Origin of the sequence: Pseudooceanicola aestuarii (assembly GCF_010614805.1) — a bacterium.
GTDB lineage: Bacteria > Pseudomonadota > Alphaproteobacteria > Rhodobacterales > Rhodobacteraceae > Pseudooceanicola > Pseudooceanicola aestuarii.
In genome coordinates, this window is sequence record NZ_JAAFZC010000001.1 from 1,011,040 (window position 1) to 1,035,158 (window position 24,119).

Sequence of the window (24,119 nt, forward strand, 5' to 3'; positions counted from 1 at the left end):
CGCAGGAGGGGCAGGACGTGCGGCAACAGGTCAATCGGTAACGGCGCGCATCCAGGCGGCAAGGGCGGCGGCGCCGGGCAGCAGGGCAGCCTGTTCCAGCCCCTCCGCCGCGCCGCGACGCGCGTCTGCGGGTTTGTTCTGGGCCAGCTTCCAGGTGCCTTCGACACCCGTGAGCTGCATCCGAAGCGGCTGGATCGCCCGCATCAGGCGGGTCATGATCTCTTCGGGCACCTTGTCTGAGGTCCAGATCGGCTTGGGCAGCAGGCGGCGTTCGTATTCCTCCGCCAGGCGATCCAGCACGGGGCGCAACCTATCCTGAGGCAACGGGTCCACCCGGCCCGTAAGATGCACGGCCACGTAGTTCCATGTCGGCACCTGGTCCGCCATCCCGTACCAATCGGGAGAGATGTAGCCATGCGGCCCCTGCACGATCAGCGTGGCGAAGGCAGGCGCGGCGCGCATCACCGGGTTGGAGCGCATGAGGTGCAAATCCAGTGTGCCATCGTCGTTGAACACGAACGGCGCCTGCGCCACCAGCGGCGCCGCATCGGGAGCCGGCACGGCCAGCGCGCCGAACCCGACATCCCGCGCAAAGGCAAGGTTCCGATCCCGGCTTTCGCGGCGGTAGATCGGGTTCGGGTGCATCAGGCCGCCAGCCGCTGGCCGTCATGGCCGGTGATCCGGGCCGGAACGATGCCGCCGATGGCCTGTTCGGTGGCAAAGGCGACTTCGGTGAATTGTTCGGTCCGGCCGAGGCGGGGATTTTCCATCAGCACCTGATGATCGCGCCCCACCTGCCCCGCCAGGTGGCTGGCCACGCGCTGCGCCCCCGCCGCCCGCAGCCGTGCGGCGCGGTCGCGGATGGCCGTACCATTGACCTGCGGCATGCGCGCCGCCGGTGTGCCCGGGCGCGGCGAATAGGGGAAGACATGCAGCCAGGTCAGGCCGCATTCCTCCACCAGCTTCAGCGAATTGGCGAACATCGCCTCGGTCTCCGTGGGGAAACCGGCGATGATGTCCGCACCGAACGTCATGTCGGGGCGCAGGCGCACCGCCTCTTCGCAGAAGCGGATCGCGTCGTCACGCAGGTGGCGGCGCTTCATCCGTTTCAGGATCATGTCATCCCCGGCCTGAAGCGACAGGTGCAGATGCGGCATCAGGCGGGGTTCGGTGGCGATGGCCTGCATGAGGTTTTCATCCACCTCGATCGAATCGATCGAGGAGATGCGCAGCCGCCGCAGATCCGGCACCAGTTTGAGGATCCGCATCACCAGATCGCCCAGCTTGGGCGTGGCGGGCAGATCGGCGCCCCAGGAGGTGAGATCCACCCCGGTCAGCACAACTTCGGCAAAGCCGCTGTCCACCAGCCGGCGGATCTGGTCGACCACCACCCCCGCCGGGACCGAGCGGGAATTGCCGCGCCCGTAGGGAATGATGCAGAAGGTGCAGCGATGATCGCAGCCGTTCTGGATCTGCACATAGGCGCGCGACCGGGTGCCGAAGCCGTCGATCAGGTGACCGGCGGTTTCGGTCACGGACATGATGTCATCGACGATCACACGCTCTGTCTCACCGATCAGATCGGGGGTCAGACGATTCCAGACCGCGGGCGACATCTTCTCGGTGTTGCCGATGACCAGGTCGACTTCCTCCATCGCGGCAAAGGTGTCCGGGTCGGTCTGCGCGGCGCAGCCGGTGACGATCACCCGGGCGCCCGGGTTCTCCCGGCGCAGGCGGCGCACCTCCTGCCGAGCCTTGCGCACCGCTTCCTGCGTGACGGCGCAGGTGTTGACGATCACGGCATCCTGCACGCCCGCTTCTTCGGCCAGGCGTTTCATCGCCTCCGTCTCGTAGGCGTTCAACCGGCAGCCGAGGGTGGAGAACTTGGGCACGCTCATTCCAGCGACTCCAGGAAACGGGGGGTCAGTTCGGCGGTAAAGACATGGGCGGTGGCCCCGGCCATCCAGACACCGTCGTCGCGCCAGTCGAGGTGCAGGATGCCGCCATCGAGCTCCATCGTGACGGCGCGGGGCGTCAGTCCGCGCTGGTGAGCGGCAACGGCGGTGGCACAGGCACCCGACCCGCAAGCCAGCGTGATGCCGGTGGATCTTTCCCAGACCCGCATCCGGATCGTGCCATCGGCGCGCAGCTGAGCGAATTCCACATTCGTCGCCTCGGGAAACAGGGGGTCATGTTCGACCGCGCCACCCCATGCGGCGACATCCACCGCCGCCAGATCATCGACGAAAAACACGCAATGCGGATTGCCCATGCCCACCGCGACAGGATCCCCGTCCAGCGGCAGGTGCAGCAGATCGACCTGGCGCGCCAGGGGGATGGCGGCCCAGTCCAGAACCGGGGGGCCCATGTTCACCGAGACCACGCCATCCCGCCGCACCGCGTGCAGCTTCCCGCGCGTGGTACGCAAAGACAGCTTGTCGGCGCCCTTCTGGCCCATCACATGGGCCGAGACGCAGCGCGTGGCATTGCCACAGGCCCCCGCGCGCGTGCCGTCGGAATTCCAGAAATCCAGCGTGATGTCCGCGCCATCCGTGCCGTCGCGAATCTCTGCGAGCTGGTCGAATCCGACGCCGCGATTGCGATCGCCCAGGGCACGCGCCAGCGCAGGCGTGGTCACGGCATCGCCCCCCCGGCTGTCGAGGACGACGAAATCGTTGCCAAGCCCGTGCATCTTCATGAAGCTCAAGGGCCCGGCGGTCCGGGCGGAATGGGGAGTCAGCTCGCTCATGTCCCGCATATAAACCCGCACTGACCCTTTGCAAAGCGCCCCCTGACGGCCCAGCCATGTCGCGCGCGCATGGCCGACTTCCGTGTCGTTTCGAGGAAAGCCGCGAAAAACCCGACGATCCGGAGGATTTTTCGGTTGACCTCCCTCGGCCCGCAGCCTAGATCGGCGCCTCAAGTGGGCCGTTAGCTCAGTTGGTAGAGCAACTGACTTTTAATCAGTGGGTCGCAGGTTCGAATCCTGCACGGCTCACCACTTGGAACCAGAAGATATTGCGAAACGGGCGTCCCATATCGGGCGCCCGTTCGGCGTTTCGCGACCTGGCATCGTGGCTGATCGCTGCGGGTGGTCACGGAAATGTGGGATGCGGAATGTTGATAATGAACATTCATTATCCTACCTGCGGGTCAACCGGGGCAATCCGCCCCAGATGGAGACCCCGATGCCCCGCACGACCAAGGATGCAACCCGACGCAAATTGCGCGACGCCGTGGTAGCGGAGGCGGTGGACAAGGGCTTTGCCGCCGCTTCCGTCGCCGGCGTGGTGCGGCGGGCACGGGTTTCTGCCGGGACGGTATACGTGCATTTCGACAGCAAGGACGACATGCTGCGCAGCGTCTACATGGACCTTAAACAGGAATTTCACACCGCCCTGACCGCCGCTGACATGGCCGACAGCGCGGCGATGATCCGGGGGATGTGGATGGGGATGTTCGAGTTTGTGGCCACCCGGCCGCGCGATTTCCTGTTCCTGGAATACGGTGCCTCCGCTGGGGTGCTGACCGCCGGGGACCAACAGGTGATCGCAGGATATGCCGCTGAAATCTCTGACCTTTTGCAGCGTGGCGTCGATGACGGGACGCTGGCGCCTCTCGACAGCGGGATGCTGTCCTTGCTGCTGGTGGCGCCGGCGATGCAGCTGGCGCGCTCCTCCGTGCTGACCGGGACGGAGGTGACCTGCCAGACCGTGACCACAATGTTCGACCGCGTGTGGCTGTCGATCGCCGCCTGAAATCTCCACTTCGCTTTACCTTTTCGAAAGGATTCTCCTCCATGACAAAGATCATCCTCGTCACCGGAACTTCCACCGGATTGGGCGTGTCCATCGCAGTTCAGGCGGCGCAGAACGGGCACGTTGTCTATGCCACGATGCGCAACACCGACCGCCGGTCCACGCTGGACACCGCAGCCCTGGCCGCGGGGGTAACGGTGAACGTACTACAGCTGGACGTGCAGGATGCCGCATCGGTGGGCGCGGCCGTCGATCAGATCATCGCCGCGCAGGGGCGGATCGACGTGCTGATCAACAATGCGGGTATGGGGTTTGCCCGCAGTCTGGAGCAGGCGGAGGAGGAGGATATCCAGCGCATCATGGATATCAACTTCATGGGCGTGGTCCGCTGTACCAAGGCGGTCCTGCCGCACATGCGCCGCGCGCGCGCGGGGCATGTCATCAACATCTCGTCGGTCGGCGGGTTGGTCGGCCAGCCGTTCAACGAGATCTATTGCGGCGCCAAGTTCGCAGTCGAAGGGTTCACCGAATCCCTCGCCTGTTACGTGACCCCGCATTTCGACATCCACTTCACTGCGGTGGAGCCGGGGGGAATCGCCTCCGAATTCGCCAACACCGTATTGAAACAGATCGCGGATACCGGCGGCATGCTGGAGGATGAATACCTGCCGATCCTGCGCAAATACGTCAGCGGATCGCAGCAACGCCAGGGCGGTTCCGGCGCCTACCAGACAGCGGAGGAGGTCGCGCAGGTCGTGATCGACGTTCTGTCCTCCGACACGCCACCGATCCGCGTCCGGACCTCCGACTGGGCTGAGGCCCTGACCGCCCTGAAGACCGCCGCCGATCCCGACGGCCGCAAGATGCAGACCCAGGTGTTTGGTCAGTTCCTCGCCTGAGCGGACGAGGGCAGGGTTCGGACGCGCCGCTGCCCGAGGCGACGCGCCGGGATGGTCTCCGGGCCGGGCCATCGCCCGCCCGGTGGGGGGCTGGTCGGAAATCCCCCCACCACCGCCCGCTTTCCAACTGAATAGAGTTTTCCGGGAACATCCACCCACTGGAAGGTTGTTGTTCTTCCGAGAACTTCAGGAGAACCCCGAAGGCCTATTCCCGCTTTTTCCTCATGATCGCGACCTCGACCTTGCTGATGCTCGGGCTGATGTATCTGAACACCTACCTCGCCAGTCATGTTTTCTGGTCGGAAACACGCGCCAGAGGTGGTCGCAGGATTTCGGACCAGTTTCCAAGCGGTAGCGACTGACGAAGGAACACCACCACGTAACGAAGCGGAATCGCTATTCTGCGGAGTTCAAGGCCAAGATTGCTCTTGAAGCCATCCGTGAAGAGTTGACGACGGCCGAGTTGGCCAAGAGGTACGGCGTCCATCCGACCATGATCAGCGGATGGAAGAGAACGGTGATCGAGAACATGGCATCGGCGTTTGGCGGTGGCGCCTCGACCGAGCCGGCGATTTCCGAGAAGGATGTCGAGAAGCTGCACGCCAAGATCGGCCAGCTGGTCGTGGAGCGGGTTTTTTTTGGCCGATGCCTCCAGTCTCATCCTCGGCGCTGGAGGCAGAAAGCGGTGAAGCACGATCACCCCGATCTCAGCGTCCGGCGGCAGTGCAGCCTGTTGTCGCTGGCGCGCTTCAGCCTCTATTATCACCCGCGCGGCGAAAGCGCAGCGAACCTGACGTTCATGGAGATCATCGATCGGCAGTTCCTGGAAACGCCCTGGTACGGGTCGCGGCAAATGGCCCGTCACATGCAGCGAGAGGGGCATAAATGCGGTCGCCACCGTGTGCGGCGGCTAATGCGCCTCATGCGTCTTGTGCCGATCTACCAGGAGCCGAAGACCAGCAGGAAGCATCCCGAGCACAGGATTTACCCGTACGTTCTCAAGGGGCTGGTCATAACCCGCCCCAACCAGGTCTGGTGTACCGCCATCAGCTATATCCCCATGCGCCCGGGCTTTTTGTATCTTGTCGCCATCATAGATTGGCACAGCCGGAAGGTTCTGAGCTGGCGGCTGTCGAACAGCATGGATGCAGGGTTCTGTGTCGAGGCGCTGAAGGAGGCGCTGGCCCGATACGGCCCGCCGGAGATATTCAACTCTGACCAGGGCTCGCAATTCACCAGCACCGACTTCACCGATGTACTGCATGACGCCAAGGTGAAGATCTCGATGGACGGCCGCGGGCGCTGGCCCCGCTCTCATCGTTTGCAAGCAAACGACTGCCGCGCAACGGACAACCGGATGATCGAGCGCTTCTGGCGATCCCTGAAATACAAATGCGTCTACCTGAACGCCTTCGAGACCGGCTCTGAAGCCCGTGAGGGGATCGGCGCCTGGATCACCTATTACAATGAAAAGCGCCCGCACTCACCCCATGGGCTGCTGACGCCCATCGAGGCATATGATAGTCGGGCCCCGAACCTGAAAGCTGCCGCCTGAAATGAAACCCATGCCATAGCTTAGCCCGGCGGCAAACTGGTCGAAAATTCAGGACCACCTCTGTAGCAGCGAGAGTCCACACTCGAACACTTTCACAACGTATGACAAACGGGCTTTCTATACACAAGCTTTCAAGAGCAGCAAGCTCGAGAGCCGTATATGAACCGATCGTCAGTAATTTCGGCGCATCCAGCGATCTCCCGCCGCCAAGTTTCTGCCGAGTTAAGAGGCCACACAATGCTGAAGACCAGCCGCACCTATCGCCAGATGTGTCACGCCGGTGGATTCCATCTGCTCCAAAACGAGACCAGCGGGTAGCACTCGCGTCTGATCCTGGGCACGGGCTTCGTCACTGCCGCACTCACGCCCTCCGACCACCTCGACATGATCCACGTCCGCAGCGCCGTCCATCGCCTGCAACGCTGAAGAGCACGGAAATACCCGACCATGACGATCGCCGCCCATGATGTGCTCGCAGCCCTGATCGCGATGCCGCCTCGCCCGACTGCAGAAGCGCCCGACGATTGCCGGATTGGAAGCACAAGTCATTGCACTGGCACCACCCGCTGCGAAGGCATGGAACTTCCGCCGGACGGATTCCTATGCTGAACCCGAGGCCCTCGTCGATGCACTGATCGAGCGGCTTGGGCTAAGCCCCTTCGAGCGGGCCGCGCTCTCACGCCAGAAGGCCCGCTTCGAAGGCGGTGCCGTCGCGGCGGAGAACGTCTTGCCGCCGTTGCCCGCGGGCCCCTTTCGCTTCTTTGCCCTCGACGTCGAGACGGCCAACCACGACCGCGCAAGCATTTGCCAAGTTGGTGTCGCCTGTATTCGTCCGGACGACAGCATCGTCACCTGGGTCACCCTTGTTGACCCGCAGACCCGCCATTGGTCGTTTACCGGGCTGCACGGGATCCACGGCGGCATGGTCGGGGACGCTCCGCGTATCAACGAAGTTCTGGAGGCCTTGGAGCCGCTGCTGTCGGGCAGTATGGTCTACCAGCACTCCGGATTTGACCGCAGCGCAATCCGTGCTGCCTGTGCAGGGCTGGGGCGTTCCGAGCCAGATCGGCATTGGCTGGATAGCGTTGGCGTTGCCCGCCGTGCTTGGCCTGAGCTCAAAGGGAACGGTGGGCACGGTCTGGCATCCTTGAAACAGTTCCTCGGCCTGTCCTTTGAACATCACGATGCCGGCGAGGATGCCTGCGCTGCTGCTCAGGTGGTTCTGCACGCAGAACGCGGCACGGTCGGGCGGCACAAAGTGCCGCGCGCGCTCGTCGAGGAAGTCGAGACAACGGCCCTACCCCCCGCCGAGCATCTGCCGACTGGGTGAGTGCTTGGTCGGGCGATCCTCACTGCAGGCAACCTGAAGAACAGTCACTTCTACCTGCGTGCCTTTTTCGACAAGTTCCCGCCCGAACTCGTCGATGCGAGTGAATTGCCCCGCGTTTCTCAGACGCCTTCGTGTCTCAGTTTCTGCTGCCGCTCGAAGTCGACCGGCGACAGCATTCCGTTCCGGGCGTGTTGGCGCTTCGGGTTGTAGAACATCTCGATGTAGTCGAACACGTCCTGCCTTGCCTCCTCGCGAGTTCGGTAGGTCAATCTCAGAGGCCCTGCAATAGCATCTTCAGGTCTTCTGCCACTTCTGGATCTCCTGGAAGAGCTTTCCCCAGCCCATGTCCACCTTTTTGTCCTTTATCTGTGGCTGACCTGCGCACGGCTGAAAGGAGTTCTTTGCCTACATATGTGAACTCTCTGCCGCGCTCAGAAAGCTTATCTCGCGCTTCTGCCGTTCCCACATACTCAGCCTCGCCTTTTCGGTAGGCTGGTATCTGTTTGAGCACCTCTGTCCGTTTACAGTTGAAGCGCTTTGCAGCATCCTCTGCGTCGAGCAGATCGCATGCGTCATTGATCAACTCGCGGGCTTCCTCCGCAGACACTGCAAACTCAAATGAAACTACGGCATCATTGATCCAGTAAGACTCAATGTCTGAGCCATTTGTGAACCAGACCGCGATATCTTGATCGCTGTAAGGCTGCGCGAGAAGAGCTTGTTCCTTTTGCAGCATGAAATCGCAATCCCTGTGGAGCACGATCTTCATTTTATTACCGAACAACTGTCGAAGGCCTGCGATGCTCGCTGCCGGAGGAAGGCTTGAGCTACCGCGGGCAGGCCAGATTGCGGTCTTCTGAAACAAGGTTGGCCACTGGCTGAGCAGCTTGTTCAACATGCCAACCTTATCATCCTCGGTTACCAACAGGATGCTCTTGTCCAGCAAGCCCCAACCCATGTCGCGCCGGATTTCATCAGTATTGTCGCTGGCAACCTTTCCTTGTTTCATCCAGATGAGCGTCGCATCCACAGTAAGAGCTCGAACGACACTGGGGCTGTGCGTAGTAAGGAGAACTTGGCAGTCATACTTGATGGCTGCATCCATGAGAGCGAGAGTAAGTCGTTCTTGCGCATCGGGATGAAGATGCGAATCCGGCTCATCGACCAAGAGAAGCCGAGGTCGGAAATAAACCAAATATGCAAATATCTGGATGACTTGTAGAAATCCGATACCGGCCAGCTCCAACGGCTTAAAGCGCTTAGGATCGGCGACTTTCATCGCTTCCGTTTGAAACGCAGCATTTATTTTGTAGTCTTTTTCATCATCGAAAGTGACTTGGAGGTTTAGTGGCCCCAAGACTCGAGACACAAGTTCCTCGACTTCTGCAAGACCATCCGCTCCATGTGTCGACGCGGTTGCCTTGAGCAACTCCAATATATTTCTGAGAACCGTATTTGCGTCGCCTGCCGCTGCTTGGCGGTGGACAATCCTCTTAGACCGCTTTTCCTCAGACAATGGTATGCCCGCAAGTCCCGGAATATATGCGGAAATTTCCCGCTGCTGAGATCGTATTAGCGTAGTGATCAGATTGTTGGAGGGAATATGGACGCTAATACCTTCGTTTCGTGCGGACTTGATCCACATCGAGCTTCCGATGGTCGGTGCCCCATCAATGCTTGCTTCGATTTCCAAATCCATTCTGGGAGCTGCGGCAAAGTTGCCATACTCGGTTGAATGAGAAGCATTCTTGTATTCTGGCGACGGCATGTATGTCGCTTCGAGCTCCGAAAGAGTGGAGGCCTCAGCATTTTTTGTCGCGGTTGCCGGGGATCGTGGCTCCACGCTTAGATTTCGACCACTCTGTAGCATCCAATGAAGAGCTTGCAGGATAGAGCTCTTTCCGCTGCCATTGGTTCCCACAATAACCGTGAAATCTGACAACGGAACGGTGGTTTCCTCGATCGCCTTAAAGTTTTTGATCGTGGCTTTCGTCAGCTTCATAGCCCCGGAACCTGAGCCGGATTTTTCGCCCACGTCGCCATGGACATTGGCAACTTCATCAATCTGGTCGATTTCGGACGTAGTGTTGCCGCTCATGAAAATATCTCGCTCGCAATAGGCATCAAACTATCAGTCGCTTTACGCTGAAAAGGAAAGTTGCAACCAGAAGGCAGTCCCCCCTTCAATGTTATCTCTTTTGCGATAAGCCTTTCGCTGATGAATGCCAACGGCACCCAAGAACCTGTGCATGCATATCCGCGCTACATTATGGGCAAATCGCGCAAACTTATGGGGACCGCGCAGGATTATGCGCGATCCTACACCCCCATGTAGGCGCGCGCGTAGTGCTTCGCTACGCCCCTTGAGATTTGAATGGGTTAAACCATCCTTTGCGCACAAAGGATTTCGCGGACTACGCACAAAGGTTTTCGCCGTCAGGTTTCAGCACGCACCGGCTCCCATAGTGGCTCTCCATCCCTGCATTTTAGTCCTTTCACAGCGAGCATGGAAGCCCAGTGCGCCTCGCGACAGCTTCCCGGTCTTCATGAGAAATGGCAGGATACACTCCGGGCCTGCATGCATGCGCTGAGCGGGATCCTCCCGGCGCCCGTCGCGCGTGCGCGCTTGTATCTGCAACCACCACGGCAATCTGGATTAGGGCGGGCGGTGAGCGGACATTTACCGCCTCTGCATGCCCCGCGTCTGCTTCCCAGCTGACTTGGCGGGCATAGAGCCGTAAGGCATGTGCAGAAGCTACAAGTGACTTCGCTGAACTGCGCATGCAGCATCTCAGCGTCAGCTCGCACCGTAGATGTCCATAAGAAGATCCGGGTTTGTCCCTTCGCCGAGCAATTCCTCCTTGAGATCCCGTAGAATCGGCAAGATCTTGTCGCGTCGCCGCTGGAGGTTGGCACTCGGTCTACGGCGGCCAATCAGATCAACTTCGACTTCCTCGATGATCGCCAGGAAATCGTCGGCCAAGGGATCAATGCCAGACACCAGGGCCGTGGGGTCTTTGAGGCGCCACCTGAGAAGACCCGCGAGCAGAAAGGGCGCGTAGTTGAACTTGGTGTATTCTTCACCGATGTTGCGCCTAAAGTCCGTCAGCGTGCGGCTTGCCAATCTGTCAACGTCCTCCCGAGACAGCAGCATCGGGGTCATATCCGACCGCGACAGCAGAAAGGCCATGCACGCGCTTTGCCGATTCCACACCCAGTTCTCGACGTCCGAGGACAGAAGCATCTCGACGACGCGCTCAACGGCCTCCTCATCGCGAAGGATCCGTCCCAGCCCCTGGTAGACGAGGACCCAGCTCATCTGGTGACGCACGAACGGGTGGGCCCGCCCACACGTCTCGATGCACTCCGTCAACCATTTGACCACGTCGGTCGGACACCGCCGGAACTGCCATGTCAAGAACTTCAAGGCCGCGTTGTCTTCGGTCCCTGCGCCCGTTTCGCCGGCCAGGCGTCTGCGTGTAACGTCCAGCGCCTTGTCCGTCAGGATATCGAGTCGCTCAATTTCCTCCCGGCCGATCTCGGCGGGAAGATCTCCATCGCTGGAGATGCAGTATTGCCCGAACGGCCGTTGCGACAGCTTCGCCGCGAGCGTTTCCCAATCGGGGTTGATGCGGAAGGGTTCCGACTGGAGAAGACTGAGCAGACCATCGGCGCGAGCGGTGTCTTCCCATGCGGGCATCCCGCATGGAAGAACCAAGCGCTGCGGGATTGAGACATGGTGCTGTTGGCTTTCGATGATCTCATCCCAAGATCGGGCATCTTCTTGTGCATCGTCCCAGTCGACCGTGAAGATCCGACCCAATATTGGCGCTTCCATCAGGATTCTTGCCCGACCGGCCGCCGGTTTCTGCTCGACCCAGAGCGACACGGCCGCCTGTTCCCTCAGCGGCGTGCCGATCGCGATGGTCGCCTTTCGCGGTGGTGGTGAAGCTTCCTTTCGAAGATACACGGAGACATTCTCCTGCCCCGCCGGTATCGCGAGCGTTGCCGGGTTAGGGCTCCGATAAGTGCGGCCGGCTTCAAGCGTCTCTTCCGGTCTAATGAGGTCGAAATTCGCCGCGCCATCAGCCCCGTAGACAATGGTGGACAGCCTGGGCAAGAAGTCGAAAAAGATCGGCACCCCGTTCCCGGCCCTATGCGCCGCAAGCAAGGCGCCGTGTGCCACGGCCGGTGCCGGCAGCACGCTAAGGGAAACGGGCGACGAGCTCCCGATACTTGCGGCGATGCGGTCCTTGAGAGCCCCTTCGGTCAGCGTCTCCAGGAGCACCACGTCGCAGCCCTGCAGGTCGAGAACCTCGTTAAATTCCGTCACCTTGTCGGCAGCTTGGTATCCGCTCAACTCGAGGAGTTCCCAGTCCCCGTTCTGGACCCGAACCATCTCGGGCGGACAAGTCAGTCCCAAGGCCATCTTTCCGACTGAACGTGCGATGGCGCGATGGGCTGTTCTCGATGTGAGGCCGGCCTGACCGATTGCGACCTTACGCGCGGCATGCACGAGATTTTCGTATCCGATACTCCCTGGCGTATGCGTCGCAGCCTCGCGCCGTTCCGGTGCCAGGACGCCGCGTGCCCCCCTGATGATAAGGTGTTGAACGGCCAGGCCACGCCGGTCGTGGCAGACCACACCCACGCGCTGTCCTTCCGCTACGAGACCATGCTCGATTGCATAGAGCGCCGCGAGAACAGGACGCCAGACAAGCAAGCCGTTCCGATACTTACCGGCGGACAGCGCAGCGAGCAGGTGTTCCTGTGCCGTCTCGGACCCGTCGGGGCCCTCGTCGATTGACGCGATGTTGTAGGCGGCCCCCTGGGTCGATCCCGCGAAGCAGGACGCCAACTTTGTGACGTCCTCGTCCTTCATTTCGAGGAGCTCCCGGACCGACATGCGGCGCTCTGGTGCTCCGACTTCACCCCACCCCCCACCAAGTCCGTGAGGAGCGGCGTCTGCCTGAGCGCCTCCGATCCAACGGCTTGTGCCAGCATTTCCGACATTAACAACAGAAGTAAGCGGGCCACTTGGAACGACTTCGACGGGGCCGACCTCGTCTTCCTCCCCCGGCCTTGAGCGCCAATTCCTGGCAACGAAGTCGCGCCAACCGTTCACGTCAAACCCGCAGAACTTCCTGGCTGTCATTTCGATGTCTCGTGGATCTCGCCCTGCACGAAATCGCGCACCGCCTGAAACCCCTGCGCAAGGTCATTGCCGGAAGGTCCGAGCGCGATGGCCCTGACTGCGACCTTGCCGCGAGTAACGCTCGTGGTTTCAGGTCGGCCTCGAGCGGGAGTAATGATGAGCCCATGGCGAAGCACCTCGGTCAGGGCCAGCGGCTGCATCTGGTTCAGAAGGGATGCCGCCTCGATGACGCATTCGTCGAGATCCAGCCGTCGCATCGCGTGGGGCGTCCAGACCGCAACGCGTCGAGGCAAATCCGTTCGACTGGGATCGGAGATCCGCAATGCCACGTGAGATCGCGCGACGCTGAGCAGAGCTCCCGGTTTCTCCGGACGAGCCTGGACCTCCACGATCCGGTTCGTGTCGCGGAGCCAGAATACCGCGATCGGTCTATCCTGATCGAACCAACGCCCCCCTGCCGCTTCCTCGTTCCAGGATATCGGGGACTGAGCGACCAGTTCCGCTTCGTCCAGTTCATCGATTGCGAGGATGATCGCGAGAACGGCAAAATCGGTCCACGTCTCCGCCTGCCACGCCCACAGATCGTCTTCGGTCCTGCGCCGCAGCAGAAGCCGGAGCCAACAATCGTGAACCTCCCTATAGCTGCGGTCCTGCATCAGGACGTAATTGGGGGTGATGCCGGCAGGCGCGATCGCGACCCCGAGATCCGCAAGCGTTCTCGCCAGGGTCCGGCAAGATTTCCGGAATGCGTCGACCTGACCGTAGCGCGCGCTGGACTTGGCGCTTGGATGCTCCCGTATCCATTGCCGGGCCGCATCTACGGCCAGGCGCGCATAGGCATGAAGAACGCGGTTTTCCAGAGTATCAAAGTTCTCGCGTCTCACGGTCGCAAGGATCCGCTGCGAGGCCCCTGCACGCTCCGGAATGCTTCGGCCGGGTTGCCGGCTGAGCCAGACCATTGATGCGCGGTCCATCTCTTGGACGCGGTCGAGAGGTGTCAGTTCCCGGTGTCTGCGCAAGACCCGTCGGACCCGTTTCTCAATTTCCCGAAGCACGGGTTGCATTCGCCTCGCCTGCCGAACGATTTCAGCCATCCTCGGGTCGGCCTCGTCCTCGGCGCGCTGCCACGCCTCACGCAGGCGCTCCCACAACATAGCTGGATCTTCGAGCGCTTCCTCCAACTCCTGGATCCTGGCAAGGACTTCGTTCATGTGCTGAAGCGCGGCCGCTCCCTCTTTCTCGGCTTCCGTTACCGGGTCGTGGCCGAAGCGGGGGCGAACCGGGAAGTCTTCGCGCTCGGGTGCCACAGCATGGTCGCGCTTGGGATAGGGGACCAGCGCCAGGCCCGTGGGCGTGTTCCTCACCATGCCGCTGAGAAGCGTCGCATATTCCAGGCCGCGCGGAGCCTGACCCTGGAACTCGCCGAGCAGGCAATCGTTCGGCCCGAACGCTCCGCCTTCGCCCAAGGACTTGGCTGACCACGGCCGCGTTATCAGCCGCATCAGCGTGAGACCCCTCTCCACACGAACTGCCCCGTGGCCTCGGACAGGCGCACGGACTCGTCGATCGCCTCGGCCAGTGGAGCATCGCCCAGATCGCGATCGACAAAGGTCATCAAGTTGGAGAATTGCGGAGCCGCCATGTCGACTTCGACGCCACGGAGCTTGGGCAGGAGGCGCATCTCGACCTGGTCAGCCAACGCGTCGTCGACGCCGCGACCGCCCTCGACCTCCGGGTAATTCGCCGCGTAGGCCATAATCGCCCGGCCCAGGCGATGACCGAAGGGACGCTGAAACTCGCGCATTAGGTCGACCATCTGCTCGACCCTTGCGGTCACCCGGGCATCCCCGTCAACGTGGGCGCTCGAGCGGCCCCACCTCGTCCAGGTTTCTCGCGATAGAGCCCTGGTCGGTTCGACGTCGCCTTCCGCATGACCTTCGTTGATTTTCTTCGGCGCCGCGAAGCGCAGGATGTTCGCTCGGTCGACGACCTTGTCGGACAGGGACTGCGTGCTTTCGTCCTCGTTCATCGTGCCTGCGAACAGAAGGTTGTAGCCGGGGAAGATCCGCGGCGGCATCTGCATGTTCGGAATTTCAAGCTCGATCTCGGCATCCTTGCGTTCATTCGCATCGCCCACATCGCTTGGGCGCGGGCGACTTTCGAGGCGGCTCAGGAAATCCGAGAAGTAATATTCGACCCGGGCAAGGTTCATCTCGTCCAGCAGGATCATCATCATGCGATCCCGGTCCGCTTCCTCATTGTGCAGCTCGTCCACGGCCCAAAGCGCGCGCGCCATGTCCGTTGGGCGGAACTTGCCTTCGATGTAGTTGTAGAACCCCATGAGGTCTTGCGGGCTGTCCCAGCGCGGCTGAACTGGCACCTGAAGAAAGCCGATCCCCATGCCGGCGGCGTATTGCCGTGGCAACTGGCTCTTGCCCGTCCCGGAGATGCCGGCGAGCACGGCCATTTGGGTCGTCTCATTGACCTTCATCGCGGTATGGAAGGCACGCAGCGTCCGCGTCGGGTAATGGAGGCCTTTTGCGCGAAGCCGTCTCTCCACCCGCTGGATTGCGTCCGCTTCGTTCTTTTGCGGCGCGGGCTTCCAGGATCGCATCGCCACGACGACCGGAGGCGTTTCCTTGAGTTCGCGCAGCGGATCGGTTTCGACGGTCTCGCCATCGACAGAGCGGCCTTCGCTGCGTGCGATTTCGGCTTTCAGGTGTGCCAACCTCGCCTCAAGCGTGCTGCGCGTTTCCTCCAGCGTTTCGATTTCGGCGGTGATGCGCCGCGCCTCCTGGCCCTGTGCCGCGACATCGGCGGCCAGTCGGCCATGCTCGGTCTGGGCCGTGGCCAATGCCTCGCGTTCCGACGAGACCCGCGCCTCGAGGTTTCCCAGCTCGCTTTCCTGTGCGGCCTGGCGGCCCTCGAGGCGGGAATTGGTCGTCTCAAGCTCCTGCGCCCGGGCCTCAAGGCGCGAGACCTTCTCGTCGGCCTCTTCCAGTTCCCTTTTCCTGTCCCGCAGCTCGTCGACCTGCGCCGAAAGCGTTCCGTGCTCTTCCTTGAGAGAGTCGATGCGCCCAACCAGCTCTTCGGCCTTGTTCAGGCGGTCCTGAATTTCGAGGTACTCGGCGCGCAGCGGGGCGATTTCCGTCTCAAGCTGCTGACGCTCGACGGCGGCTTCCTCGGTTTCGCGGCGCACCGCCGCGACTTCGTCCCGCCGTTCCCGAAGGCTTTCCCATTCCTGAAGCAGCTCTTCCTTCTGCCGGCGCAGGCCATCCACTTCGGCCTGCACATCGGCGACCACGGCCATCGCCTCTCGCCGCTTCTCAAGCTCGGCTTCGAGGTCATCCATGAGCCGCTGTTTTTCTTCGAGCCTCTTCTCGTAGACCGAGAGTTCCTCGATGGGACCGGCGGCGGTGACCGCCCGGTCATGCCGGGTGGCCAAGAAAAGCTGCACCAGCGCAAGCAGGATCAGGACACCCGCCGTCGCAAGCACGATGATCGTGTTGTCCGTAAGCATTATTGATTTCCTTCTTCACTTGCGGGCTGGGCGGCCTCGTCGTCCGTCTCGATACCCTCGTCCGAAGGTGCGGTTGCCTCGGCGGGGCTTGCCACAGTCCCGGCCGGCTGTTCAGGTGTTTCCGTCTCCGGCTTCGCTGGCATGTCGGCCAGCCTCGCGCGGGCTGCGGACAGCGCTTCATGGGCTTCGGAAATGCGGTCGTTCAGCCGCCGAAGCTCGGTATTGCGTTCGTCGATCCGTGCGCCGAGCTGTTCGAGTTCCGAGCGAACGCTCTGAAGGCTGGCCCGCGCTTCTTCGGCAGCGGCCTCGGCCGTCTCGGACGAAATCCGGAGCCGGTCGCGACGTTGGACGAGGCGATCGATTTCGGTTTCCAAGCTCGACTCGCGGCCGGTCAGTTCGGCGACGCGTGTCATCGCCGCCTCTACCTCTGCTTCAGCGGTGGCCAGGCTGTCCCTTGCCTCCTGAAGACTGCTTTCAAGATCCGGCAGGGCGGTTTCGAGCGTCGAGCGGCGCGTCGCCAGACGGTCGACCTCCGCCTGAAGGTTTCGAAGTTCGGCGCGGCTGGCCTCGAGCGCCGCAAGCTCTTCCTCGGCGGCGGCGACGTCCGCCAGCAGGGCCGACAGTCGGGCGCTGTCGGCGGCGAGGTCTTCTCGGACAGTCTCGAGGGTTTCGGTCGCCTCTGCGCGTCCCGCCTCGGTCCGGGCCAGCGCGGTCTCGGCCACATCGGCTTCGTTCTGAAGAACCGAAAGGCGCCGTTCCGCCCCCGCGACAGCCGCCTCGAGGTCGGACTCCTCTGCCGCAAGAGCGTCGACCGCCGCCGCGAGGTCATCGCGGCGCGACTCGGCTTCTTCTATTTCCGCGTTCCGCGCGCGCAACCGGTCGCCCGATGCCTCGATATCCCGCTCGAGTGTTGCCAGTTCCGCCTCTGCCTCCGCTATGTCCGCGGTTAGCGCATCCCTGTTGCCGGCAAGTTCGTCCTCTTCCTCCGACAGTCGCTCGACGCGGCGCTCTTGGGCGCGAAGATCCTCGACAGTGGGGGCAAGCCGATCCACCTCGGCCTGAAGATCCGACCGCCGCTCTTCGAGGGTGTCGAGCGCGCGCCTTTCCGTTTCGACGTCGGTGGACAAGTCCCGCTGTCGGGCATCGAGCTGCTCCACGTCGTCTTCCAGATCGGCAATTTCGACGTCGAGATCTGCCTTGCGTTCCAGCGCCGCAGTGGTTTCGCGGTCCAGCCGCTCAGCCTCGGCAATGATCCGACGTGCTTCCGCAAGGCGTTCTTGAACGGCGGTCAGCTCGGCCTGGCTTTGTTCAAGGCGCGCGACGGCATCGGCTTCGCGCTGCGCGGCGCTTTGTCGGTTGTTTTCGGCGCTGGCAACCTCCTGATCCAGATTCTGGATCCGATCCGACAGCTCGCGATATTGTTCGCGCGCGATCTCCAGCCGTTGCTGCTCCGAGTTCAATTGTTCCGTGTAGTACGTAAGGTTCTCTTCGATGCGCCCATATCTGCGATCCAACGAGTTTACCTGCATCACCAAGAAACCGGAGGCAATGATCGCAGCGCCTCCCAGAAACAGCGCGACCGCGGTGTTTCTGCTCGACTTACGATAGGTCTTGTTCGACTCGGTCAAGACACCCCTCCATATCACTTGATAGTTCGTCCACCCAGAACCGGCGCACGCGCCAGCCAAGGGATTTCAGTTGATGGTCGCGCCAGAGGTCCGAGGTCTTTCGGCGCCCATCCGGGCTTTCGTGCCACCTGCGCCCATCCACCTCGAGATCGAGCTTTGTGCCGCTCGCACCGAACAGCGCGAAGTCGAGCCGCCGCCCCGCGATCTCGTGCTGGGGGTGCGGATCCAGGCCCCGCTCTTTCAGCGCGTGGTAGACCTTGCGCTCCCAATCGCTGTCGAAAACACCCTCGCCTTTTCTGGTCCGCGGCTCAGTGGCCACCGCAGCGAGCTTCCCGAGCGCCTTCGACTGACCGGTCCGCGCGAACCCGAGATCACCGAATACGATGGCAACGGCGCGAGCGCGAGAAATGGCGACATTGAGGCGACGAGTGTCCCTCTGGAAAAACGTCATCCCGGATTGCGGACTGCGTGGCCCGACACAAGGTGAAAAAAGGATTAGATCGCGTTCCTGTCCCTGGAAACCGTCGACCGTTCCGACCTTGAAGTCGCAGGCCGTCAGCTTGGGCCGGTCGATGGCCGCCAAAATCGCGGTCTCGAGCGCGAGAACTTGTGCTCGAAAGGGGGTGATTACACCAATGCTGCCACCATATTCTTCGTCCACCAGGAGCTTTCGCAAATGCCGCACGATCGCGGAGACTTCGGCCGGGTTGACATTACCAATCTGTGGGATCGCCGGCGCCGGCACATCCTCCCACGCGATGCCCGGTTTGACACCGGCCGGCACCACCAGCCCTCGCGGATCATGCGAGGTCTGCAGCTGGCCCCCGTAGAAGGTCTCGCTGATATAATCGACGATCGGCCCTGCTGACCTGTATTGATGGCGCAGCGTGATCCTCCGGGCGTCCGGAACCCGCGACGCGAAATCGAACAACGACCTACGGCTCTGCGCGAACCGCCCCATTCTGGAGACGGGCAGGCCCTGGGCCTGCATAAGGTTGCGATCCTGGGCCTGGCCGAGCTGGGGGATGAAGGACAGCTGCCTGTCGTCGCCCACCACAACCGCCCGTTTCGCTCGGGCAAAGAGTGGGATCGCCGTGGCGATATCGCACTGGCTCGCTTCGTCGAAGATCACGAGATCGAACAGGCCGTCGTCGAGTGGAACGCGCCGAGGGGTCCCGAGGATCGATGCGAGCCACAGGGGCCGATGACTCATCAAGGCCTTCGAAAGGTCGGATGGCGGATGTCCCTTGCCACCGTTGAACGTCCAATCGTCGTAGTTTTCGGATAATTCCCGCCGCTCGCCCTCGGAGAGGTGGCACCGGGCCGAAAAGATGACGGGCAGAAGCTGGCCTGTCGCCTCGCGGATCCTCTCGCCCAACTCGATCGGATCTTCCGGATCGCCCAGCCTTTCTCTCATCGAGCGCAGGGTCACCAGTGTTCGCCGAAGGTCTGAAAGACTCATGCCGCGACGTTCGAGGTTGTCCGGGATAGCCGCTTCCCCCCGAACGGCTCGGTCGGTGAAGACCGATCGGAGCCAAGAAATCAGACGCCGCAGGACACCCGTGGACGCCTCTCGGGCCTGTGTTGGCGTGACCTCATCTCGGCCATGCGCTTCATGCAGATCAATCCGTTCGAGGACGTCCGATATCTCGCATTCGAGCTCGGCAATACGATCGATCGCATCGACAGCCTCCGTCCGCCGGTGCGCCGTATCGATCAGCTTGTCCAAGGCCAATTCGTCTACGGAGGTCGCCCGCGATCGGCTCTCGTTCTCCAAGAGTTTCCTGAGCGCATCCGAAAATCCAGTGTCCGTCTCGTCATTGGGATTGAGCGTGCGAACCGTGAATGGCACGTCCGGCGCGAGAGACCCGAGGCGATCCTCCACCGCATCAAGGGCCTGGTGGTTCTTGGACGCGACCAAAACGCTCCCGCCGGCCGCAAGGACGGAGGCCGCCATTGAGACGATCGCCTGGCTCTTCCCGGTTCCAGGTGGGCCGGTCACGACCGTGAGCGGCTCCTCGCAGGCACCGCGGACGGCGCGCAATTGCTCCTTGTTCAAGGGGACCGCATCAATGGCCTCGACAGGATTCGCGTTCGTTACGCCTTTGATCCCGAGCACTTCGCCGAGCGCCGTCCGCGCGATCCGCTCCGATGGCCACGTCGCGATTGTGTCGAGGTCGCGCGCCGCACCTGCAGTGAACGACGAGTCGGTCGGGAGGACGATCGCCGCGCTGTCATAAATGCCTTGAGCGGAGGCATCGAGCTGGGAAGCGAGATCCTCCCCCACCAGGCGCCCACGAATCTGGCTTGCGACGGCAACCCTGAGCTTCTCCAGGAAATCATCCGCGCGTAGTCCGAGGCCATCGTCCGCGGAGAAAAGGTCAGCCAGATCTCCACGATTCCAGCCGCTCGCACGGGCGGCACTCCGCACCCAGTCCGGGTTCAAAAGGACGTCGTCAGCATCGACCGTCAGCACGAGTGTTTCGGCCTCCCGCTTCCAAGCGGCGGCCAACATCCCGACGGGCTGGAATATCGGCACGCCGCCACGGCGACCCACCGCGATGGGCCAGCCGATTGCGAGCGCGTTCTCATGGCCTTCTCGACGAACGAGAGCTTCCTGAAAAGCAGGGTTGATTGCAGCAAGATCAATCGAAATTCGAAGGCAACGGTCCTCTCCGGGGTTGATGGGGCCCCGTCCGGAAATGAGCGACCATTCGATCCCGTGCTTATCGGCTACTTGCGTGATTGCGCCACGTGGATCGGCACGCAGTGCAGAACGCCAGTATCTGATAAGCGCTTGAGGATCGACACTTCCATCTCCAGCGCTCTCTACATCAAACGGTTCTACCGAAAGTGGCTCAGACGCGAATGTTGCAGCGGCCGCATGAATGACGGTTTCAGAACCCGCGTCTTTTTGTTGCGTGGTTACCGCCACACTTGGCGCACCTGTCGCGAAGTTCATGCGCTTGGCGCGCCAACGCCCATCATGTGCCTTTTCAACAAGGCCATCTCTCAATAGCTGGTCCAGCTCAGCGATCGCAGCGAGCCGCTTGTCATGAGAAAAAGCAGCACCGACAAGCACAAGCAATTCTTCGGTAGTTCGACCTCGCGGAAAAGCCCGCACCATCTTCAATACCAAAGACACTTTTCAGACCTGAAAATTAAATGAGCTATTCCATCGAAATAGCCGACGATCACGCTGTTGCGCGTGCAGAAGATAGGTGATGCCCCATCTGATCATGTGGATTTCATTCGCCTTCCACTCCAAGGAGTTATAGCGAGTATCGGGTTTCTGCGCGGAAACATTTAAGACTTCTTTCAACGATCCAGACACCGCGAGACGGCACCTTTGCTTCCGTCCGTAGCAGCGAGAGTCCACACTCGAACACTTTCACAACGTATGACAAACGGGCTTTCTATACACAAGCTTTCAAGAGCAGTAACCTGGAGAGCCGTATATGAACTGACCTGCTCCCCATTGAGTCCGCTAATTTGGGTTAGCTCTGTTCAGGTTTTGGTCCTTCTTTGACCGGTTAGCATATTCCGCTGGCGTGAGGCCAGCGAGGCTTGTGTGTGGGCGGTGGTAGTTGAAGTCGGTGCGCCAGGCAGCGATCAGGTCGCGGGCGTGGCGCAGGCTATCGAACAGGTGCTCATTCAGACATTCGTCGCGCATCCTGCCGTTGAAGCTTTCGACAAACCCATTCTGCATCGGCTTGCCAGGGGCGATATAGTGCCAGTCGACCTTGCGGTCTTCTTGCCCTTTCAGGATCGCGTTACTGGTCAGCTCGGTTCCATTATCGCTGACCACCATGCATGGGTAGCCCCGCATTTCGGCAATCCTATCCAGCTCACGACCTACGCGGTCACCTGACCTGAGAGCGAGGTGTCGACCACAGCGGCCAGACATTCGCGGCTGAAGTCATCAATCACGTTCAAGATGCGGAACCGGCGACCGCACGATAGGCTGTCAGACACGAAGTCGAGCGACCATCGCTGGTTCGGCCCCTGTGGGATCGTCATGGGTGCTCTGATCCCGATGGCGCGCTTGCGTCCGCCACGTTTACGCACTGTTAATCCTTCTTCGCGGTAGATCCGATACAGCTTCTTCCAGTTCATGTGCCAGCCTTCGCGCTGCAGCAGAATGTGCAGCCGACGATAGCCAAACCGTCGACGCTCAAACGACAGTTCTTTCAACCGCCCACGCAGCTCCGTATCCGCTGGCCGCTTCGACACACGTCGATAGACCCGTGGATCAATACCGGCCAAGGCACAGGCGCGCTTTTGATTGTATCGCTTCTCTTTCATGGCCCAGGTCACGGCGTTTCTGCGTGAGCCGGGCCTCAAAAGTTTTTTCCCAGCATTTCCTTGAGCGTCGACACGTCCATCATCTGCTCAGCCAGCAACTTCTTTAGCTTGGCGTTCTCAACTTCCAGTGCCTTCAGCTTCTTCGCATCAGACACTTCCATCCCGCCATACTTGGACCGCCATTTGTAAAATGTCGCATCGCTGATACCGTGCTTGCGGCAAAGCTCCTTCGCTCCAAGCCCAGCCTGATGCTCTTTCAATATCCCAATGATCTGTTCTTCGCTGAAACGGCTTCTCTTCATCGTCTGTCTCCTCAGTTGGAGAACAGGCTAACTCAAAACACCGGACGTTTCAGGGGAGCAGGTCAAGATCGTCTCGGGCAGCGCCTCTTCCGCACCTTGTCTCCACAACTCGGCCTGCTCCCTACGACGTGCCAAGGTTTCGTGCCACTCTTGGGCCTCGCGATCTTTGAAGAAGTTGGCGTCCGGCGCCAAGCGGTTCACAGCATCTTCCACCTCCTCCAGGTCGACGCGAAAGAACTCCTTGCGCATATTTGAAACGTTGATCCGGCGGTCGGCGAATTCCCGGTGCAGGGCGTTCTCGAGAGCTGGCGCCTCGTCCGAATAAATCATGGCGTGCGTGTCGAAGCCGAACGGCACGCTCGCGTCGCCCAACTCCTTCACGCGATCGTCCGGATCAAGGCGTCGGGTCAGGCCGATCTTGACGACCTCTTCGCCGAAGCTGCCGATGTTCGAGATGATGTAGACGTAACCAGACTTCGTCATCTCGGCCATCGCTTTCGCGCGCTCTGTCTTTGCGTGGGCCTCCGCCAAGGCGGCCTGAAGGTCCGCGATACGGCTTTCGTCGACACCAGCCTCTTGGCGGGCCTTGTCGAGCATGTCCTGATATTTCTGCTCCTCCTTCTCAGCGGCCTTTGCCTCGGCGAGCAGCTTCTTCTCTTCGCGCTCCATTCGGGCGCGCTCGGCCCGCTCATCCTTCTCGATTTTGAGTTGCTCCCGATACTCGTGGGTGAGGTGTAACTCGTTCAGCTTGAGCGAGACGTATCGCTCGTTAATTGAAAGGTTCATGGAGGCATTGGCCGAGTTAATCTGCTTCGCGGCGTTCAGGATCCTCTTCTCCATGGCGACCACGTTGTTCCAACGCGTGTTCGCGATCGCCGCCTCGCATTCGTTATTGAAGGCGCGCATGGTCAGTCGCATCTGACGGTTGATCATGGTCTGCCCCTTGGAGAGGCTGCCATCGACGGTCCAATCGGTCGGGCAAATGGCGGCGGTCTTCTGCGACACCATCGCCTTCTGCTTCTCCCGTATCTGCTTGATCTGCTCCTTGAATATCTCACTGTCCCCGAAATCGAAGTGACGTTCATAGACACCGAGCTCTGCGAAGGCGAGGCGCTCGTCATAAACCGCGACCTGGTGCTCGAGCTTCTTCATGGTCTCGCGCTTACTGGCGTAGCTGGATCGCAGGTCGTCGATATTCCTGGCCAACTCGTCAGACTCAGCTTTCAACCGCCCGACCTCGGCCTCCATATCGATGATCGGTGAGTATTTCTGCTCGATCGCCTGCCGCTTCTCCTTTTCCTCCGCGAGGATCCGGTAGCGGTCTTCGGCGGCCCGGGTCTTCTCCTGATCGAGCACGCGACCGAGGCGCTTTGTCCGCCTTCGCGCGACCAGGAATAGAATGAGAAAAAGCGGAAAGCCGATCAGGAATATCAGGACGGCGATCGGAAAAGCTATATTGGGGTCCAATTCTGGCATCACGCACCTCTTTCGCGAACTCGGAAATGAGGCACATAAAATCCAGTCAAATCAAGACCGGGGCCGCAATTGAAGATTACGTGCGCTCCCTGCGGTCGCCACGCCGGCTTTCAACGCTGAGCTGAGGCCCAAGGCCTTCCTGCGGAGAAGTAGGCTACGGTCTCGGTTGATGGGCAATGCGCATCAACCGA

The 24,119-nt window shown here is 61.2% G+C and carries 14 protein-coding genes, 1 tRNA gene and 2 pseudogenes; 5 read left to right on the forward strand and 12 right to left on the reverse strand.

Annotated elements, in window-relative coordinates; all coding sequences use genetic code 11:
* Positions 1-30: 30 nt before the first annotated feature.
* From G5A46_RS04730 to dapF, 3 genes are read right to left on the reverse strand one after another with little or no spacing between them, the layout of a single operon-like run.
* Positions 31-645: an FMN-binding negative transcriptional regulator gene (locus tag G5A46_RS04730; protein WP_163847779.1), complete on the reverse strand. Its 615-nt coding sequence runs from the start codon at positions 643-645 to the stop codon at positions 31-33.
* A complete protein-coding gene (gene mtaB / locus G5A46_RS04735) occupies positions 645-1,898 on the reverse strand; it encodes a tRNA (N(6)-L-threonylcarbamoyladenosine(37)-C(2))-methylthiotransferase MtaB (RefSeq protein ID WP_163847781.1) in 1,254 nt (417 codons plus the stop codon). Before mtaB ends, G5A46_RS04730 begins: the two co-directional genes overlap by 1 nt.
* The gene (gene dapF / locus G5A46_RS04740; protein ID WP_163847783.1) at positions 1,895-2,749 is read right to left on the reverse strand and encodes a diaminopimelate epimerase; all 855 of its coding nucleotides are present in this window, start codon (positions 2,747-2,749) and stop codon (positions 1,895-1,897) included. The genes mtaB and dapF overlap by 4 nt, the downstream gene beginning before the upstream one ends.
* 176 nt (positions 2,750-2,925) lie before the next feature.
* Between dapF and G5A46_RS04745 the strand changes: the two genes are divergently transcribed.
* From G5A46_RS04745 to G5A46_RS04765, 5 genes are all read left to right on the forward strand, one after another.
* A tRNA-Lys gene (locus G5A46_RS04745) sits at positions 2,926-3,001 on the forward strand.
* A 109-nt stretch (positions 3,002-3,110) separates the two neighbouring features.
* Positions 3,111-3,758, forward strand: a complete 648-nt coding sequence (locus G5A46_RS04750) for a TetR/AcrR family transcriptional regulator (protein WP_239520612.1) — start codon at positions 3,111-3,113, stop codon at positions 3,756-3,758.
* Positions 3,759-3,799: 41 nt separating this feature from the next.
* A complete protein-coding gene (locus G5A46_RS04755; RefSeq protein ID WP_163847785.1) occupies positions 3,800-4,657 on the forward strand; it encodes an SDR family oxidoreductase in 858 nt (285 codons plus the stop codon).
* Positions 4,658-5,015: 358 nt separating this feature from the next.
* The gene (locus tag G5A46_RS04760; protein ID WP_163849884.1) at positions 5,016-6,212 is read left to right on the forward strand and encodes an IS3 family transposase; all 1,197 of its coding nucleotides are present in this window, start codon (positions 5,016-5,018) and stop codon (positions 6,210-6,212) included.
* A 532-nt stretch (positions 6,213-6,744) separates the two neighbouring features.
* Complete coding sequence (locus G5A46_RS04765) at positions 6,745-7,542, forward strand: exonuclease domain-containing protein (protein WP_239520614.1); 798 nt, start codon at positions 6,745-6,747, stop codon at positions 7,540-7,542.
* 119 nt (positions 7,543-7,661) lie between these two features.
* Here G5A46_RS04765 and G5A46_RS04770 read toward each other — a convergent pair.
* The 9 genes and pseudogenes from G5A46_RS04770 to G5A46_RS04810 all read right to left on the reverse strand — a co-directional run.
* Positions 7,662-7,814, reverse strand: a pseudogene (locus G5A46_RS04770) (IS3 family transposase); the annotation flags it as partial.
* Positions 7,814-9,640: an ATP-dependent nuclease gene (locus G5A46_RS04775; RefSeq protein ID WP_163847786.1), complete on the reverse strand. Its 1,827-nt coding sequence runs from the start codon at positions 9,638-9,640 to the stop codon at positions 7,814-7,816. The gene G5A46_RS04775 and the pseudogene G5A46_RS04770, both read right to left, overlap by 1 nt.
* A 699-nt stretch (positions 9,641-10,339) precedes the next feature.
* Positions 10,340-12,424 (reverse strand): hypothetical protein, encoded by a 2,085-nt coding sequence (locus tag G5A46_RS04780; protein ID WP_163847788.1) that lies wholly within the window; start codon positions 12,422-12,424, stop codon positions 10,340-10,342.
* A 269-nt stretch (positions 12,425-12,693) separates the two neighbouring features.
* Positions 12,694-14,199 carry a hypothetical protein gene (locus tag G5A46_RS04785; protein WP_163847789.1) on the reverse strand — a complete coding sequence of 502 codons (1,506 nt, stop codon included), beginning with the start codon at positions 14,197-14,199 and terminating at the stop codon, positions 12,694-12,696.
* The gene (locus G5A46_RS04790) at positions 14,199-16,217 is read right to left on the reverse strand and encodes an McrB family protein (protein WP_163847790.1); all 2,019 of its coding nucleotides are present in this window, start codon (positions 16,215-16,217) and stop codon (positions 14,199-14,201) included. Before G5A46_RS04790 ends, G5A46_RS04785 begins: the two co-directional genes overlap by 1 nt.
* Positions 16,217-17,845 (reverse strand): coiled-coil domain-containing protein, encoded by a 1,629-nt coding sequence (locus tag G5A46_RS04795; RefSeq protein WP_163847792.1) that lies wholly within the window; start codon positions 17,843-17,845, stop codon positions 16,217-16,219. The genes G5A46_RS04790 and G5A46_RS04795 overlap by 1 nt, the downstream gene beginning before the upstream one ends.
* Positions 17,817-20,984, reverse strand: coding sequence for an AAA domain-containing protein (locus tag G5A46_RS04800; RefSeq protein ID WP_204318692.1), 3,168 nt, complete (start codon positions 20,982-20,984; stop codon positions 17,817-17,819). The genes G5A46_RS04795 and G5A46_RS04800 overlap by 29 nt, the downstream gene beginning before the upstream one ends.
* A 348-nt stretch (positions 20,985-21,332) precedes the next feature.
* Positions 21,333-22,452 (reverse strand): annotated as a pseudogene (locus G5A46_RS04805) (IS3 family transposase).
* A gap of 27 nt (positions 22,453-22,479) precedes the next feature.
* Positions 22,480-23,928, reverse strand: coding sequence for an SNIPE associated domain-containing protein (locus G5A46_RS04810; protein ID WP_163847795.1), 1,449 nt, complete (start codon positions 23,926-23,928; stop codon positions 22,480-22,482).
* Between the last annotated feature and the right edge of the window lie 191 nt (positions 23,929-24,119).

Excerpts from the sequence above, each read along its gene's own strand:
- G5A46_RS04730 (WP_163847779.1), bottom strand. The coding sequence starts at position 645 with ATGCACCCGAACCCGATCTACCGCCGCGAAAGCCGGGATCGGAACCTT.
- mtaB (WP_163847781.1), bottom strand. The coding sequence starts at position 1,898 with ATGAGCGTGCCCAAGTTCTCCACCCTCGGCTGCCGGTTGAACGCCTAC.
- dapF (WP_163847783.1), bottom strand. The coding sequence starts at position 2,749 with ATGAGCGAGCTGACTCCCCATTCCGCCCGGACCGCCGGGCCCTTGAGC.
- G5A46_RS04750 (WP_239520612.1), top strand. The coding sequence starts at position 3,111 with ATGCGGAATGTTGATAATGAACATTCATTATCCTACCTGCGGGTCAAC.
- G5A46_RS04755 (WP_163847785.1), top strand. The coding sequence starts at position 3,800 with ATGACAAAGATCATCCTCGTCACCGGAACTTCCACCGGATTGGGCGTG.
- G5A46_RS04775 (WP_163847786.1), bottom strand. The coding sequence starts at position 9,640 with ATGAGCGGCAACACTACGTCCGAAATCGACCAGATTGATGAAGTTGCC.
- G5A46_RS04780 (WP_163847788.1), bottom strand. The coding sequence starts at position 12,424 with ATGAAGGACGAGGACGTCACAAAGTTGGCGTCCTGCTTCGCGGGATCG.
- G5A46_RS04785 (WP_163847789.1), bottom strand. The coding sequence starts at position 14,199 with ATGCGGCTGATAACGCGGCCGTGGTCAGCCAAGTCCTTGGGCGAAGGC.
- G5A46_RS04790 (WP_163847790.1), bottom strand. The coding sequence starts at position 16,217 with ATGCTTACGGACAACACGATCATCGTGCTTGCGACGGCGGGTGTCCTG.
- G5A46_RS04810 (WP_163847795.1), bottom strand. The coding sequence starts at position 23,928 with ATGCCAGAATTGGACCCCAATATAGCTTTTCCGATCGCCGTCCTGATA.